This window comes from Arthrobacter sp. MMS24-T111 (genome assembly GCF_054888995.1).
This window is the reverse complement of the sequence record NZ_JBTZRO010000001.1, coordinates 2,235,560-2,251,646: the sequence shown is the minus strand read 5'-3', so window position 1 is coordinate 2,251,646 and position 16,087 is coordinate 2,235,560. Positions and strand designations below refer to the sequence as shown.

Here is a 16,087-nt window from a genome sequence, read left to right as displayed (position 1 = left end):
TTTATATTGGATCTAAATTTACTTCCCCAAGTATTATCTGGTGCATTGTGCAGGAAGGTCAACAGCATGCCTGAGCCGGTTCCGGCGACTCCCCAATTGCTGCGGCGGGTCAGCGCCGGCGCGGTCCTTGAGTTCATGCGCTCCGCCGCGGCAGTCACCGTCACGGACGTCATGGCAGCAACCGGCCTGACCCGCGCCACCACCATTGCCGTCTGCGAGGACCTGGTCCGGCGGGGCTGGGTCCTTGAACGGGAGAACCAGCGCGAGTTCGGGGGCTACCAGAAGGGCCGGCCTGCCCGCCGGTTCGAACTCAACGACCGGGCCGGCGTGGTGCTGGGCATGGACATCGGATACGCCAAGGTCACCGTGGTGGTCTCGGACCTTCGGGGCACAACCGTTGGACGCGCCAGCCGGCCGTTCCAGGCCGGCGAGGTGGGATCCGGGGAACGCATTGCGTTCATCGATGGCGTTGCCATGGCGGCACTGCGCTCCGCCGGAGCGGCACCGGACCAGGTCCTCGCGGTCTGCGCCGGCGTTGCCGCGCCGGTGGACCGGCACGGAGAGGTGCTGGCAACGCAGGAATTCTGGGGCCTGTTCGATCTGGGACTGCGGCCGGCTTTGAAGGAGGCCCGGGGGTGGACCGTGCTGCTCGAGAACGACGCCAACCTGGCCGCCTTGGGCGAGCGGTGGCTCGGCTCGGCCGCCGGGATCGATGACGTCGTGGTAATCCTGGCGAGCGAACGGCTGGGGTCCGGAATCGTGGAAGGGGGCCGGCTGGTGCACGGCAACCGCGGCAGCGCCGGGGAGCTTGCCTACCTGGATTTGGTTGACGGGGTGGGCGACACCTATGGGATCGCCCACCTGGCCCGGACCTGGGCCGCGGAAGCCTTGGCCGGGTCCGCCCCCACCGTGCTCAGGGCCTTCCAGCCGGGCCGGGTCGAGGCCGAGCAGGTCTTCTCGGCCGCCGCGGACGGTGACGCCGTGGCCCAGGACATCCTGGACCGGCTGGCAGACAGGATGGCCCGGGTGGTGGGGACCGTGGCCACCTTGCTCAACCCGGAGCTGGTGGTGATCGGCGGCGGCGTGGCCAATTCCGCGGACATGCTGCTGGGCCCCATCACCGCACGGCTAAAGGACTTTACCGCCACCCCCGCGCGGGTGTCCGTCTCCCCGCTGGGGGACTCGATCGTGACGGTGGGTGCGGTGCGCTGTGCCCTGGACTACGTGGAGAAGCATTCGCTCGACCTTGAGTTGGTGCCGCCGGCGCAAGCGTAGCTATTCCGGCATGATCATGGTGCGCAGGTCCAGTTGCCTCAGCACCCGGTCCGCCACCTCCGGATCCACGTCCGGTTCGTTGCGGGCCGCCACCACTTCCTGCCGCGCGGCATCCAACGCAATCGTCTGGACCGCGATGGCCAGTTCCCGCCCGCGCTTCCGTTTTTCCGCCAGGGGCTCATCCGGGAGGTTTCCGCCCGCCAGCTCTACCTGCAGGCGGCGCATCCGTTCCTTGACCAGGGCCACCATTTCCGGCGGCAGGTCCTTCATCAGATGATGCTGCTTCAGGGCCGCGACGGCGGCGGCCTGGGCGCGCGCGGCGAGTACCCGGACGGCGTTACGTTCGGCCGTCCCGTCCTCGGAGGCGTTCAGGACGCGCATCAGCCACGGCAGCGTCAGGCCCGGAAGGACCAGCGTGGCCAGCAGCACCGCACAGGCAATCACCAGCAGGTAGTCCCGGCCGGGGAACGGCGCACCGTCTGCCAGGGTCAAGGGCAGCGCCAGGGCCAGCGCCAGGGTGGCGAGCCCGCGCATCCCGCACCACGTCAGGATGAGGACTTCCTTCCACGACGTGGGCTGCAGGACGTTCTTGCGCTTCCGGGCACCCGCGGCGAGGACGGCCAGCCACAGGAACCGGACAGCGAAGACCAGGATGCACACCACGGCCGCCACCCCGATCATGCCGAAAATGCCGGCACCCTCATCCCGGATGACGTGCCGGATCTCCAGTCCCACCAGGCCGAAGGCCAGCCCCGTGACCAGCAGCTCCACCACGTCCCAGAAGGCGTTCCGCGTGACGCGCTCGGCGGCGTCCTGGGGGCGGGCGTGGCGCTGCATTTCGAGTGCGGTGACCACGACGGCGATCACGCCGGACGCGTGCACCTCCTCCGCCAAGATGTAGGCGGCAAACGGCACCACCAGGGTCACCGCGCTCCGGGCGACCATGGAGGTGACCAGCCTGGTGACCAGGGCGATCACCCACCCCATGGCGACGCCGACCACCACGGCAAGCGCGGCGCCCAGGAGGAACTTCAGGACGACGTCGGACCCCACCTTGGTGCCGCCCACAGCGGCGGCGACGGCCGCCTGGAAAATGACGATGGCGGCGGCGTCATTGAACAGGCCTTCGCTCTGCAGCACGGTAATCAGGCGCCGCGGCATGTGCACCCGGCCCGCCACGGACTCCACCGCCACCGGATCCGGAGGGGCCACCATGGCGCCGAGCGCGATGGCGGCGGGAACTCCGATGCCGGGAATCATCAGCCACGCCGCCCCGGCCACCACAGCGGTACTGATCACCACCAGGGCCACGGCCAGCATGATCAACGTGCGCCAGCGGACCCGGAACACCGCCCACGCGCTGCGCTGGGCGGTCGCGAACAACAGCGGCGGCAGGAAGATGGGAAGAATCAGCTCGGGTGCAATCTCAAGATCCGGAAATCCTGGAATGAACGTCAACGCCACCGCCAGGAGCAGCATCAGGACCGGGTACGGCAGCCTCAGCCGGTCCCCCAACCCCACGGCCACCACCGTGGCAAGCAGCAGCCCAATGATGAGGGCGAGCTGATCCATCCGGCCCGTTCCCGGCGCCTAGGCGCGCGGTCCCAGGGCGGCCGAGACCGGAAGGGTGCCGTCGCGGAATTCGATGGTCCGGCCTGCGGTCTGGGGCAGGTCCAGCACCGCCGCCGCCACGATGGCCGTGTTGGACCGGGACGTGTCGCGGTCCCCGTCAGGTGACGGGTCGACGTCGATCAGGCCGGTTCCGGGTTTATCAGTCAAGGCACCCGGGCCCAGGATGGTCCACTCAAGGGAGGTACCGCGCAGGTACTCGTCCGCCGCGGCCTTGGCCTCCGCATAGGCGAAGAAGCTGTTGCTTTCGGGGACGCCGTGGTCCTTGCCGGCGCCGAAGTAGGACACCATGACGTACCGGTTGACGCCCGCTTGGGTGGCGGCGTCGATGGAGCGGATGGCAGCGTCCCGGTCAACGGCGTAGGTCCGTTCAGGGTTGCCGCCGCCGGCGCCTGCGGACCAGACCACGGCGTCGTGGCCCTGGAGTCCAGCGGCGATGTCCGCGGTGGAGGCATTCTCGACGTCCAGGACCACCGGCGTGGCGCCGGTCTCCGTAACGTCCGCCGCATGGTCGGGATTCCTGATGAACGAGGTGACGCTGTGGCCCTCCCCGGTCAGGAGGGGGACAGGAGGAGGGCCACTTTCCCGTGGCCGCCAATGATGGCGATGCGTGTCATGCCCCCATTCTGCCTGCTAGGCCAGACATCTGTAACGCAGGTACACCGTGCCCGCTTCGAAGCGGCGCTCATCGACAAGCTCCAGCCGGGACTCCATGCCCTCCGGCAGGAAACGCAGGCCGCCACCCACGGCCACCGGGGTGATGAACAGCCGGCACTCGTCCACGAGGCCGGCATTGAGGGCGTGCGCGGCGAGCGTGGGCCCGCCAATGGTGATGTCCTTGCCGCCGGCGGACTTCAGGCTCCGCACGTCGTCAGGCCGGAACTGGGGTTCCACCCGGGTCCTGGGTGTCGCCGCGGCGTCAAGAGTCCTCGAGTACACCACCTTGTCCGCCCCCTTCCAGATCCGCGCGTAGTCCTGGATCACGGCCGGTTCATCCGACGTGTCCCACGTTTCCCAGGCCGACATGACCTGGTACATCCTGCGGCCGAAAAGGTACGTACCCACGTCCCGTTCGAGGTCGTTGATGAAGGCATGGACCTCCTCGTCAGGGGCGGACCAGGCAAAGTTGCCGTCCCGGTCCGCCGTGTAGCCGTCAAGGGACATGATTCCGGAGTAGATCAGCTGCGCCATGGGCCCATTCTGCACGTGGAAGTCATTCGGGCCCAGGACTTCGTGCCACCAGGTACTGCTGCCCCAAGGTCCAGAGGTTGGAAACAGTCCAGTAGGCCAGCACGCCGATGGGGAAGAAAATGCCGCCCACGCCAAAAACCAGCGGAAGCACATACAGCAGGATCTTCTGCTGCCGGACCAGCGGGCTCTCCGGGTCCTGCGCGGCCATGGTCCGTGCAGCCACGAGCCTCTGGGTCAGGAACTGGCAACCGGTCATCAGCAGGATCATGGCGACAGCGAGCACGGCTACTGCGGCCGGGTCGCCCCCGCCGTGGACCAGGGACGCGGACAGGGATGCCCCGAAAATGTTGGACGAATCGAATTGGGCCACCTGCGCCGTGCCCATGGCGCCGATGCCGGTCCCCTGCTGCGAGGCGTTGGAGACCCCTGACAGGACCTGGAACAGGGCCAGGAAGAACGGCGCCTGGATCAGCAGGGGCAGGCACGCGGAGAAGGGATTGGTGCCGTGCTTCCGGTACAGGGCCATCTGCTCCTGGGCCAGGGCCTGCCGAGAAGCCTGGTCTGTCCTGCCCTTGTACCTGTCCTGCAGTTCCTTCAGGTCCGGCTGCAGGCGGCTCATCCTGCGCTGGGCCCGGACCTGCGCCAGGAACACCGGAATAAGGGCGGCCCGGATCACCAGGACCAGGCCCACAATGGCCAGGGTCCAGGTCCAGCCGGCTGCCGGAGGCATTCCCGCCGAACTGAGCCCGTCGTGGAAATCGACCATGATGACGGACACCAGCCACCGGAACGGCTCCATGACCGCGGCAACAACATCCACCGAATCCCCCATCCGCCAGTTGCTGCAAAGCTACTGCCGATCCGGGAACAGGAAAGCCCCCGGAATCCCTGCGGATTCCGGGGGCTTAGCCTGTAGCGGTGGGGAGGCTCGATCTCCCGACCTCACGATTATGAGTCGTGCGCTCTAACCAACTGAGCTACACCGCCACGAATGAGAAAAACCTGCGTCAAGCCGGTCAAAACCGCCTTGACGCAGGCCCTCATCCAGAGCCCCCCACCGGAATCGATCCGGTGACCTCGTTCTTACCAAGAACGCGCTCTACCACTGAGCTAGGGGGGCAACGAGTAAATACTCTACCGGAAGATTTACGCACCAACAAATCGGCGCCCGGAGCCCCTCCGGGGCGGCTGGACAGGCTCTTATGAGATCCGCGAAAGCGCGGCTTTCCGCGGAAATCCGGGGCTGAAGGGGCACAGGACAGCAAGGAGGACGACGGCGCCAGGGACCTTTCCGGGGCCCCGGACCACCGCGCCGGGGCACGAATGTGGCCAGTCCCACACCCGGGCGCTTAAACGCCGATGGGCCGGCTCGAAAGCCGGCCCATCGCCGTCGTCAATTCCTCAACGCCGGGCGTTTACCACTTGCCCTTGCGGTTGAAGTCGCGGTGTCCGCTGTCGCCGCCGTGGCGGGGCTTGCGGGAGCCGTCGCCGTGGCCACCAAAGCGCGAGTCGCCGGCCTGGCCCCGGTCGCTGAAGGACCGCTCAGACCGCTCGGTGTAAGAGCGTCCGCCCCTCTCAGCGGAGGACCGCTCACCGTCGTTCTTCCGGAATTCCTTCTTGAACCCGCCGTTGCCCTTGAAGTTGCCGCCGCGGTTGCCCTGGTAGCTGGGCCGGTCGCCGGAGGGCCTGCGGCCGTTGTCCAGCTCGAGGTGGATCAGCTCGCCGCCGATCCGGGTACGGGACAGGGCGCGCAGCTGCTCGGGGCTCAGGTCTGCGGGCAGCTCCACCAGGGAGTGGTCCGAGCGGATGTCGATCCCGCCGATCTGCGCGGACGAGATGCCGCCCTCGTTGGCAATGGCGCCCACGATGGAACCGGGCATGACGCGCTGGCGGCGTCCCACGGCGATCCGGTAGGTGGCATTGCCCTCGGTCAGCGCGCGGGTGGGCCCGCGGGAACCGAAGCCGTCCTTGGAGCGCTCGCGCTTCTGGAATTCAGGAGCGGCAGGCAGTTCCTTGACCAGCAGCGGCTGGCCGCCCTGCGCCATCACGGCAAGGGCCGCAGCGATCTCTGCTGCCGGGACGTTGTGCTCTTCCTCATAGGAGGCGATGAGGTCGCGGAACGCCGCGACGTCCTCGGAGGCGAGGGTCTCGGTGATGCGCTCGGCGAACTTGCCCAGGCGCAGCGTGTTCACGGTCTCGGCCGTGGGCAGGTGCATCTGTTCCACCGGCTGGCGGGTGGCCTTTTCGATGGAACGCAGCAAGTACTTCTCCCGCGGCGTCATGAACAGGATCGCTTCGCCGGAACGGCCGGCACGGCCCGTGCGGCCGATGCGGTGCACGTAGGACTCGGTGTCATGCGGGATGTCGTAGTTGATGACGTGGCTGATCCGCTCGACGTCAAGGCCACGGGCGGCAACGTCGGTGGCCACCAGGATGTCGATCCGGCCCTCCTTCAGCGCGTCGACGGTACGCTCGCGCTGCTGCTGCGGGATGTCGCCGTTGATGGCGGCAGCCTGGAAGCCGCGGGACTTCAGCTTGTCAGCCAGGTCCTCGGTGGCCATCTTGGTCCGCACGAAGGCGATGACGCCGTCGAAGTCTTCCACCTCAAGGATGCGGGTCAGCGCGTCCAGCTTCTGCGGGCCCATGATCTGGAGGTAGCGCTGCCGGGTGTTGGCTCCGGTGGTGGTCTTGGACTTGACCTGGACCTCGGCCGGATTGTTGAGGTACTGCTTGGACATCCGGCGGATCTGGCCCGGCATGGTGGCCGAGAACAGCGCCACCTGGCGGTCCTCCGGGGTCTGCTGGAAGATCTGCTCCACGTCTTCGGCGAAGCCCATCCGCAGCATCTCGTCAGCCTCGTCCAGTACCAGGTACTGGAGTTCGGACAGGTCCAGGGAACCCTTGGAGATGTGGTCGATCACGCGGCCGGGGGTACCCACAACCACCTGGGCGCCGCGGCGAAGGCCGGCAAGCTGGGGGCCGTAGGCGGACCCGCCGTAGACCGGCAGGACGGTGAAGTCATCAATGTGCTTGGCGTAGGAGGTGAACGCTTCGGCAACCTGCAGCGCCAGCTCGCGGGTGGGAGCCAGGACCAGGGCCTGGGTCTTCCGGGAGGGGCCGTTGAGATCGTGGAGTTCGGCCAGGCGGGACAGCGCCGGTACTGCGAATGCTGCAGTCTTACCGGTGCCGGTCTGGGCCAGGCCCACCACGTCGCGGCCTTCAAGCAGCAGCGGGATGGTGGCTGCCTGGATGGGGAAGGCTTTTCGTACCCGACGTCCTGCAGGGCGGCCAGGACGCGGCCATCGATGCCAAGATCGGCGAATTTGACGGTGTCTTCGTCTTCATCCGCAGCGGGGGCGGCCGTGGCAGGCGCCTCAGCGGCGGGAGCCTCAGCAGCTGGGGCTTCCGCGGCGGGAGCGGTTACGGGAGCCCCGGCGGCGTCCTCGACAACAGCGGTGGTTTCGTTCTGATTTTCGGGCATAGGGAGATATTCCTCATCCATAGGGGGCCAGGCGGCACAACCCGAGGTGAGCGGAGCCGCAGTACACGTGCCGATGGTGCCGGGCAGACGTTGACCGGCCGGTCACAGAAGTCCGGCGCTTTCGCAATCCCGTGGCAGGACTTCGCGCTGCATCTCTTGGCTGCTATCCCAGCAGTCTGTACAGCGTTTTCTTTAGCCGGCTCTCCCTATGAAAATGCCCGCATCGCTTGCGCGGGCCCCAACACTTGCCAGTCCTGCCTCAAAAATTGGGCAGGAATAAGGGATTTCCGGAGTGGGGGATATTTCAAGTGTAAGGGACGGACACCGCCTGCGGGAAATCAAGGGCCCGACGACGGCGGTGAGCTTGCGCACACGGGCCCGGGGAGCGCGCGCCACAGGGCTGTGGTGGCTACTCCCCCAGCCGCCGCATCAGTACCTCGAACTTGGTGTGGTATTCCTCCTGGAGCCTGATTTCGCCGTCGGCCTCGGCATCGCGGAGGGCCTCGACGGCCTCCGCGTCGGGCGCGCTGAACCACCGGCCGATGGTGACTCCATGGCGCGGCACGAACGTCCGGTGGATGTAATCGCCCGCCTGGACGGTGCCGGTGCGGATAACGCGCAGGTAGGCGCCCACCCGGCCTTCCTCGGTGAAGCGCTTCACCCACTGGGGTTCCTTCATCCGGCGTTGGAAGGTGGCGCAGGGGACGCGCGGCGAGGTGACTTCAAGGACGACGTCGGTCCCTACCTGCCAGCGCTCCCCGATCACCGCATTGGTTGGTTCGATGCCGGAGACCCGCAGGTTCTCCCCAAAGATCCCCGGCGGCAGCTCGCGTCCGAGCGCCCCGGCCCAGAAATCCGCGTCGGACTGGGAGTAGGCGTAGATGGCCTGGTCCTCGCCGCCGTGGTGGACCCGGTTGGCCTGGATGTCCCCGTGCACGCCCAGCTTGTGCACCTTCACGGGACCGTCGGACGGGCGTTTGTCGATCGCCGTGACACCAACGTTTCCTTGGTCTCCCAGGAGCTGGTGGACGCGGCAGACGGCGAGGACAGAAGCTGGTTCCATGGCTTCAGTCTAGGGTTCCTGCCGGTGGTGCCAATCTCGTCAACTCAGTCTTGCAGGGACTACGCTGGGTCGAGACTTGCAGGTGGGGGTGCAGCGCTGCGCCCAAAGAGTATGGACAACCGAGGGGGACGGCCGTGGACTCGAACGAAAAAGACCCGAAAGAGGACCCGGAAAAGGCGCCTCCGGAGGGAGGCGGAACCGCCAAGCCGCCGCCCTGGCAGGTCCCCAAGCCGGAGCTGCGCCCCGACCTCCTCAAGGAGCCGGTCCCCCTGGTGGACCCGTTTGCCCGCGAGCGCGAAAAGCAGCTCAATGCCGCTGCGGCGAAGAAGAAGCGCTCCCAGCGCCGCACGGTGGTGGTGGGCCTGGGCGTTACGGCCCTCCTGGCGGGAACCATCACGGCGGTGGTGGCCAGCAACGAGGACGACCCCGAGTACGCGCAGGTCTGCTTCAACGACGACACCGGCGAGCGCGTCGAGGATACCAACTGCGACAGCTCCGCCGGCCGCAGCGGCGGCGTCTACGCCTGGTATTTCTACTCCCGCGGGGCCAGCGTCCCGCCGGTGGGCCAGAACAGGTCCACGGCGCCGGGTTACACGCGGACCATCCCCAGCGGGGCCAAGGCTTCCACGGGGTACAGCAGCAAGGGCGGCACGGTCAGCCGCGGCGGGTTTGGTTCCAGCGCCAAGAGCGGCTCGAGTGGCGGCGGCGGCAAGGTCTCGGGAGGCTGAGCGGTGAAGAGACTGATATCCGAACCACGGCCCGGCTGGAAGCAGAAGATCGAAGAGCAGGGCCTGGTCTTTTCCACCACCACCATGGACGACGGGCGCCGGATCGAGTACTGGAACGAATCGGCGTATTACGAGTTCAGCATGGACGAGGTGGAGACCCTTGAAGCCGCGGCCGAGGACATGCACCGGATGTGCCTGGAGGCGGCGAAGTTCCTGGCCACCGGGGCCATGGGGAGCATCGGCATCGGCCCCCAGGCACTGGAGCTGGCGGCTGAATCCCTGCAGGCCGCCGACGTGGACGTCTACGGCCGGTTCGACTTCATCTACGACGGCCAGGGCGGCCCGGCGAAGATGCTCGAATACAACGCCGACACCCCCACCGGACTCATCGAAGCCGCCGTGGCGCAGTGGTTCTGGCTGCAGGACGTGTTCCCGGAGAAGGACCAGTGGAACGGCATCCACGAGGCCCTGATCCGGCAGTGGAAGAAGTTCCAGTACCGCACCGGCATGAGCACCCTCCACGTGGCCCACTCTGAGGTGGAGGAATCCGGCGAGGACTGGATGACCGCCGCGTACATGCGCGACGTCGCCAGCCAGGCGGGGTGGACCACCATCGGGATCAACATGTCGGATATCGGCTGGGACCCCAACCTGAACCGGTTCGTTGACCTGGACAACTTCATGATCAGCACCATCTTCAAGCTGTACCCGTGGGAGCTGATGATGAAGGAAGAGTTCGGGCCCCGCCTCCTGGAACGGGCGCATAATCCGCGATGGGTTGAGCCGGCCTGGAAGATGCTGCTTTCCAACAAGGCCCTGCTGGCCGCATTGTGGCACCTCTACCCGGACCACCCCAACCTGCTGCCTGCGTACCTCACGGACCCTGGGCCGCTGAAGGAATGGGTGGCCAAGCCCCTGCACGGCCGCGAAGGCGACAACATCCGGATCCACGCTGACGGCCTCACTGTGGAACAGCCCGGCGGTTACGGCCGCGAGGGCTGGTGCTACCAGCAGTACCACGCCCTTCCAGACTTCGACGGCAACCGTCCCGTGCTGGGCCTTTGGGTGGTGGACGGCGAATCCGTGGGCTGCGGCATCCGGGAATCCGACGGCCCGGTCACCGACTACTTCTGCCGCTTCGTGCCCAACACCATCGACGCACCGGCACCGCTTTCGGCGGTGGCCAACTCCAGCAAGGCAGGTATCGTCCTATGAACCCGGAGACAGCATGAGCACGGATATCACGACGACGGGAGGCCCGGGCAGCGGGCCCGGCGCCCCGGTGCCGGGCAAGGGATTGCGGGCCGGGATCCTGGACCTTGGCGACTCGGTAATGCTGGGGCTGGCCTCCACTGCCCCTGTGTACTCACTGGCCGCAACCTTGGGCCTGATCGTTGCCGTCAACGGCAACTACACTCCCTTGATCCTGCTGCTGGGATTCGTCCCGGTCCTGTTCATCGCCTACGCCTTCCGCGAGCTCAACAGTGCCATCCCGGACTGCGGCACCACTTTCACCTGGTCCCGCCAGGCTTTCGGCCCGTGGGCGGGCTGGTTGGGCGGCTGGGGAGTGGCGCTGGCCGGGATCGTGGTCCTGGCCAACCTCGCCCAAGTGGCCGGCCAGTATGTGTGGCTGCTGGTGGGTGACGGGTCGCTGGCGCAGAACAAGGTGGTGGTCACCGCCACGGGCCTGCTGTTCATCGTCCTGATGACCCTGGTGAACTACCGCGGCATCCGGTTGGGTGAGCACGTCCAGCGGGTGCTGACCTATGTCCAGTACATCGCCCTGGGCGTCTTCGCCCTAGCCCTGGTGGTGCGGATCGTGGGCGGCGCCCCGGAGGGCCAAGCCTTCGATTTCGAGTGGTTCAACCCGGCGGGAGCCTTTGCCGATCCCGGCGCCGTGGTGCATGGAACCCTCCTTGCCCTGTTCATCTACTGGGGCTGGGACACCTGCCTTGCCGTGAACGAGGAGACCGAGGACCCCGCCAGTACGCCCGGCCGCGGGGCCGTGATCTCAGCTTTCGTCCTGATGGCGATCTATGTTTCGGTGGCACTGCTGGTGATGATGTACGCCACCGTGGGCACCGAGGGCATCGGCCTGGGCAACGAGGCAAACAAGGACGATGTCTTCCTCGCCATGAAGGACGTCGTCCTGGGACCCTGGGGCTGGCTGATCGTCGTCGCGGTCCTGGCGTCCGTCCTGTCCTCCACCCAGACCACCATCCTGCCAACGGCCCGCGGCACCCTGTCCATGGGGGTCCACGGGGCCCTGCCGGCGAAGTTCGCGGAGGTCCACGAGCGGAACCAGACGCCCGGTTTTTCCACCCAGGTGATGGGCGGTGCGGCTGCCGCCTACTACGTGGCCATGAGCTTCCTGAGCGAGAACCTGCTGGCAGACTCCATCAGCGCCATCAGCCTGTTCATCGCGTTCTACTACGCCCTCACCGGGTACGCCTGCTTCTGGTACTTCCGGACCACCTTGCGGGATTCCGCACGGAACCTCTGGTTCCGCGGCATCCTTCCCCTCCTCGGGGCGGTGCTGCTGACTGCCGCGTTCTTCGTCTCCGCCGTGCAGATGTGGGACCCGGCGTACGGCGATACCCGGATCTTCGGCGTCGGCGGTGCCTTTGTCAGCGGCGTGGTGCTGCTGGCACTGGGCGTGGTGCTGGCAGCCGTGTGCAGGTTCCTGCCGGCCACCCGCGGCTACTTCGAGGTGAAGCGTTGAGCGCCGGCCCGTCCGATGTCCTGGACCTCGACTCCCTGCTGTCAGCGGACGAGCTCGAGCTCCGCGAGCATATCCGGGACTTCACCCGCCAGCGGATCAAGCCGGATATCGCCCGCTGGTACGAGGACGCGGTGTTCCCCCTGGAGCTGGCCCCCGAACTCGGCGAGCTCGGCGTCCTGGGGATGCACCTGGAAGGCTATGGCTGCCCGGGTCGGACCGCCGTCGAATACGGACTCGCGGCCATGGAACTGGAAGCGGGCGACTCCGGCATCCGCACGTTCGTCTCGGTCCAGGGATCGCTGGCCATGACCGCCATCTACACCTGGGGCTCGGAGGACCAGAAGCAGGAATGGCTGCCGCGGATGGCCGCCGGCGAGGTGATCGGCTGCTTTGCCCTGACCGAGCCCACTGCGGGCTCCGACCCGGCGGCTATGGCTACCTTCGCCACCCGGGACGGCAGTGGAGACGATGCCGGCTGGGTGCTCAACGGGGCCAAGCGCTGGATCGGGCTTGCCTCGGTGGCCGGGGTGATGGTGGTGTGGGCCATGACGGACGACGGCGTGCACGGTTTCCTGGTTCCGGCGGGAACCCCCGGCGTGACGGCAACGCCCATCCGGCAGAAGCTGTCCATGCGCGCCTCCATCCAGTGTGATGTGGTGTTCGACGACGTCCGGCTGGGTCCCGAGGCCCTGCTCCCGGCTGCACGGGGGCTGCGTGGCCCGTTCACCTGCCTGAACGAGGCCCGGTACGGCATCGCCTGGGGCGCCATGGGCGCGGCCCGTGACTCGTACGAGGCCGCGCTGGGCTATTCTCTGGACCGGCTGCAGTTCGGCAAACCGCTGGCCGGCTACCAGCTCACGCAGGAGAAGCTGGTGAACATGCTGCTGGAGATCCAGAAGGGCACCCTCCTGGCCTTGCACCTGGGCCGGCTGAAGGACGCCGGGGCCCTCCGGCCGGAGCAGATTTCGCTGGCCAAGCTGAACAACGTCCGCGAGGCCATCGCCGTGGCGCGCGAAGCCCGGACCATCCTGGGTGGCAACGGCATCACCGGCGACTACTCACCGCTCCGGCACGCCGCGAACCTGGAGTCGGTCCGCACCTACGAGGGCACCGACGAAGTGCACACCCTGATCCTGGGCAGGCATGTCACCGGGCTGGACGCCTTCCACTGACCCTGCCCCCAACTAGCTCGCAGTTGTTGCCGTTTTGGCGGCCCAAAACGGCATCTACTGCGAGCCAGTTGGGAGGGCGCGGGGCCAATGGGGCGAAGTGGGGCGCGGGGAGTTTCAGGCGGAGAAGCCGCCGTCGGCCTTGATCAGCTGCCCGGAGACCCAGCGCCCGGCGGGCGAGAGCAGGAACGCCACCGTTCCGGCGACGTCGGCAGGGGTGCCGAGGCGGCCGGTGGGCTGCTGGGAGGTGAGCTCTTCCTTCAGGTCGGGAGTCATCCAGCCCGTATCGATGGGCCCGGGGTTCAGGACGTTCGCCGAGATGCGCTGTGGACCCAGCTCGCGTGCGGCGGCAATGACGATCCGGTCCAGGGCACCCTTCGAGGCGCCGTAGGGAAGGTTGAACGCGGTGTGGTCGCTGGTCAGTGCCACGACCGCGCCGCCGTCATCCGTGGCCTGGCGGGCGAATGCGGCGATCAGCTGCCAGCTGGCGCGCGTGTTCACCGCGAAGTGCCGGTCGAAGGACTCCACGCTGGTGTCCAGCACCCCCGAATCCACCGATTCGGCATGGCTGAGCACGAGGCCCCGCAGCGGACCGGCCAGCTCCACGGCCTCGGCCACCAGCCTCTCCGGCACACCGGGGTCCTGCAGGTCTGCGGGTACGGCGTGGACCGTGGCGCCGATGGCTTCGAGCTCGGCCGTCAGGCGGAGGACATCCTCCGGCTCACTCCCCCACGGCATCCGGGCGTCATAGCCGGCCCAGTAGGAGAGGACGAGGTCCCAGCCATCGGCAGCCAGCTGCCGGGTGATGCCGGCACCGATGTTCCCGGTGCGCCCGGCGCCGGTGATTAGGGCAACGGGGCGGGCAGCGGCGGGTGCGTCTGATTCCATCCGACCAGCCTAGCGCCGCCCTGTGGGGCGCTGGTTCAGGCCGCAGCCGGCTCCGCTTCCCGCGAACTCCGGTCCCGGCGGATGGTGGCGCTGATGACCGCAGCGATGGTGCACATGGCCGCCGCACCCAGCCAGGCGTAGGTGTAGTGCCCGGTGGCATCGCGCAGGGCTCCGGCGGCGATCGCTGCCGCCGCGGCGCCCAGCTGGTGGGCCGCGAACACCCAGCCGAAGACCACGCTGCCGTCCGCACCGAATGTCTCGCGGCAGATGGCGGCCGTGGGGGAACGGTGGCTACCCAGTCCAGGCCGTAGATCACCACGAACACGATCATGCTGGGCTGGACCTCGGCGTTCAGCAGCAACGGCAGCACCAGCAGGCCGATGCCGCGGAACTGGTAGTAGACGGCCAGCAGGACGCGGGGATTGAACCGGTCGGTCAGCCAGCCGGAGGCGATGGTGCCGATGATGTCGAAGATCCCGACGACGGCGAGCAGTCCTGCCGCCGTGGTTTCGGGCATGCCGTGGTCGTGTGCGGAGGGAATGAAGTGGGTGCCGATCAGCCCGTTGGTGGTGGCCCCGCAGATGGCGAAGCCTGCCGCCAGCGCCCAGAACGTCCGGACTTTGATGGCCCGGCGGAGGACCTGGAGGGCGCGGACGGCGGCGTTGGCGCGTGGCCCGTCCGCGGCTGCGGGGGCTTTGGCTCCTTCCGGCTCCACGGCGTCCGCGGGCACCGGGGGAAGGGCACCGTACGGCAACACCCCGACGTCGGCGGGCGAGTTCTTGAGGAACTTCAGCACCAGCGGGACCACGGCAAGGGCACCGGCGGCGATCAGCAGGGACGCCTGCCGCCAGCCGGGGTCCTGTGCCAGCAAGGCGATGAACGGCAGGAAGACGAGCTGGCCGGCCGCGCTGCCGGCGGTCAGGATGCCGATGACCAGCCCCCGGTTTTTGGTGAACCAGGTGTTGGCGATAGTGGCCGCGAAGACCAATGCCATGGAACCGGTGCCGAGGCCGATCAACAGTCCCCAGGTCAGCAGGATCTGCCAGGACTGGTTCACCAGCACCGTCAAGGCGCTGCCAAGGCCGATCAGGACCAGGGCTGTTGCCGTGACGGCCCGGATGCCGAACCGTTCCATCAGGGCGGCGGCGAATGGTGCGGTCAGGCCGAACAGGACAAGGTTGATGCTGACCGCCGCCGACAGGACCGTGGTGGACCAGCCGAACTCCTGCTGGAGCGGGACCATGAGCACCCCGGGGGCCGCCCGGAATCCGGCCGCCCCGACCAGCGCCAGGAACGCCACGGCGGCGACGATCCATGCCGGGTGCAGCCGGCGGCGCCGGACCGTGTCCGGCCGGGCGGCGGCGTCGGCGGGCAGCTCGGCTGCTTCCTCGGGCAGGGTGCTCACGCGGCCGATCCTTCCCGGGCTGCGGTGGATAACCGGATGGGCTGTTCGGACCGTGACCGGCTGTGCCAGCTGGTGTTCGCGGCGGTGAGCCGCTCCCCGCACCAGGTGCAGGTGTCGGCCGAGGTGGTGGGTTTCCCGCAGCCCGAATGGATGACGTACAGGTGGGCCTGGTCCGAGGGCGCCGGCAGGTGCTTCTCTGCCCAGATGGTGACCGCGTTCAGGACCGGGAGTGCGTCTTCACCCATGGCGGTGAGCACATATTCCTGGCGGGTGCGGCCGCCGTCGTCGTACGGCTTCTTCTCCAGCAGCCCGGACTCGACAAGACCCGCGAGCCGCTTGGTGAGGACCGAGTCGGCCACTTCGAGGCGGGCCTTCATGGGGTCGAAGCGGCCGTTCCCGAAGAAGACCTCGCGCAGGACCAGGACGGACCAGGGGTCGCCCAGTATGTCCAGGCCGCGGGCCATGCTGCAGCTGCGTTGGGACCAGTCGGATCGGAGGGGCATACGGGAACCCTAGCTGACTTTCTTCAAGAAAGC

The 16,087-nt window shown here is 67.8% G+C and carries 11 protein-coding genes, 2 tRNA genes and 3 pseudogenes; 5 read left to right on the top strand and 11 right to left on the bottom strand.

Features of this window, described 5'->3' with window-relative positions; translation table 11 throughout:
- The first annotated feature begins 66 nt into the window (after positions 1 to 66).
- Positions 67 to 1,275 carry an ROK family protein gene (locus tag ACX5I6_RS10580; protein ID WP_461840459.1) on the top strand — a complete coding sequence of 403 codons (1,209 nt, stop codon included), beginning with the start codon at positions 67 to 69 and terminating at the stop codon, positions 1,273 to 1,275.
- Here the strand turns inward: ACX5I6_RS10580 and ACX5I6_RS10575 are convergent, their stop codons facing one another.
- From ACX5I6_RS10575 to ACX5I6_RS10540, 8 genes and pseudogenes are all read right to left on the bottom strand, one after another.
- Positions 1,276 to 2,847 carry a Na+/H+ antiporter gene (locus ACX5I6_RS10575; RefSeq protein WP_461840458.1) on the bottom strand — a complete coding sequence of 524 codons (1,572 nt, stop codon included), beginning with the start codon at positions 2,845 to 2,847 and terminating at the stop codon, positions 1,276 to 1,278.
- 18 nt (positions 2,848 to 2,865) lie between these two features.
- Positions 2,866 to 3,521 (bottom strand): annotated as a pseudogene (locus ACX5I6_RS10570) (SDR family oxidoreductase).
- A 16-nt stretch (positions 3,522 to 3,537) separates the two neighbouring features.
- Positions 3,538 to 4,095, bottom strand: coding sequence for a dihydrofolate reductase family protein (locus ACX5I6_RS10565; RefSeq protein WP_461840457.1), 558 nt, complete (start codon positions 4,093 to 4,095; stop codon positions 3,538 to 3,540).
- A gap of 22 nt (positions 4,096 to 4,117) precedes the next feature.
- Positions 4,118 to 4,927: a membrane protein insertase YidC gene (gene yidC / locus ACX5I6_RS10560; RefSeq protein ID WP_461840456.1), complete on the bottom strand. Its 810-nt coding sequence runs from the start codon at positions 4,925 to 4,927 to the stop codon at positions 4,118 to 4,120.
- A gap of 81 nt (positions 4,928 to 5,008) precedes the next feature.
- A tRNA-Met gene (locus ACX5I6_RS10555) sits at positions 5,009 to 5,082 on the bottom strand.
- A gap of 61 nt (positions 5,083 to 5,143) precedes the next feature.
- A tRNA-Thr gene (locus tag ACX5I6_RS10550) sits at positions 5,144 to 5,215 on the bottom strand.
- A 295-nt stretch (positions 5,216 to 5,510) separates the two neighbouring features.
- Positions 5,511 to 7,576: pseudogene (locus ACX5I6_RS10545) on the bottom strand (DEAD/DEAH box helicase).
- Between the two features lie 409 nt (positions 7,577 to 7,985).
- Positions 7,986 to 8,639, bottom strand: coding sequence for an MOSC domain-containing protein (locus ACX5I6_RS10540; protein ID WP_461840455.1), 654 nt, complete (start codon positions 8,637 to 8,639; stop codon positions 7,986 to 7,988).
- A 134-nt stretch (positions 8,640 to 8,773) separates the two neighbouring features.
- Between ACX5I6_RS10540 and ACX5I6_RS10535 the strand changes: the two genes are divergently transcribed.
- From ACX5I6_RS10535 to ACX5I6_RS10520, 4 genes are read left to right on the top strand one after another with little or no spacing between them, the layout of a single operon-like run.
- Positions 8,774 to 9,367, top strand: a complete 594-nt coding sequence (locus ACX5I6_RS10535) for a Tat pathway signal protein (protein ID WP_285248591.1) — start codon at positions 8,774 to 8,776, stop codon at positions 9,365 to 9,367.
- A 3-nt stretch (positions 9,368 to 9,370) separates the two neighbouring features.
- A complete protein-coding gene (locus tag ACX5I6_RS10530; protein WP_285248590.1) occupies positions 9,371 to 10,582 on the top strand; it encodes a glutathionylspermidine synthase family protein in 1,212 nt (403 codons plus the stop codon).
- Positions 10,583 to 10,595: 13 nt separating this feature from the next.
- Complete coding sequence (locus ACX5I6_RS10525) at positions 10,596 to 12,089, top strand: APC family permease (RefSeq protein WP_461840454.1); 1,494 nt, start codon at positions 10,596 to 10,598, stop codon at positions 12,087 to 12,089.
- Positions 12,086 to 13,261 carry an acyl-CoA dehydrogenase family protein gene (locus tag ACX5I6_RS10520; protein ID WP_461840453.1) on the top strand — a complete coding sequence of 392 codons (1,176 nt, stop codon included), beginning with the start codon at positions 12,086 to 12,088 and terminating at the stop codon, positions 13,259 to 13,261. The genes ACX5I6_RS10525 and ACX5I6_RS10520 overlap by 4 nt, the downstream gene beginning before the upstream one ends.
- Before the next feature lie 114 nt (positions 13,262 to 13,375).
- Here ACX5I6_RS10520 and ACX5I6_RS10515 read toward each other — a convergent pair whose 3' ends face one another.
- The 3 genes and pseudogenes from ACX5I6_RS10515 to ACX5I6_RS10505 all read right to left on the bottom strand — a co-directional run bounded on the left by ACX5I6_RS10515 (position 13,376) and on the right by ACX5I6_RS10505 (position 16,054).
- A complete protein-coding gene (locus tag ACX5I6_RS10515; protein WP_461840452.1) occupies positions 13,376 to 14,146 on the bottom strand; it encodes an SDR family oxidoreductase in 771 nt (256 codons plus the stop codon).
- Between the two features lie 35 nt (positions 14,147 to 14,181).
- A pseudogene (locus tag ACX5I6_RS10510) lies at positions 14,182 to 15,551 on the bottom strand (MFS transporter).
- The gene (locus ACX5I6_RS10505) at positions 15,548 to 16,054 is read right to left on the bottom strand and encodes a winged helix-turn-helix transcriptional regulator (RefSeq protein WP_461840451.1); all 507 of its coding nucleotides are present in this window, start codon (positions 16,052 to 16,054) and stop codon (positions 15,548 to 15,550) included. Before ACX5I6_RS10505 ends, ACX5I6_RS10510 begins: the two are co-directional and overlap by 4 nt.
- Positions 16,055 to 16,087 lie beyond the last annotated feature (33 nt).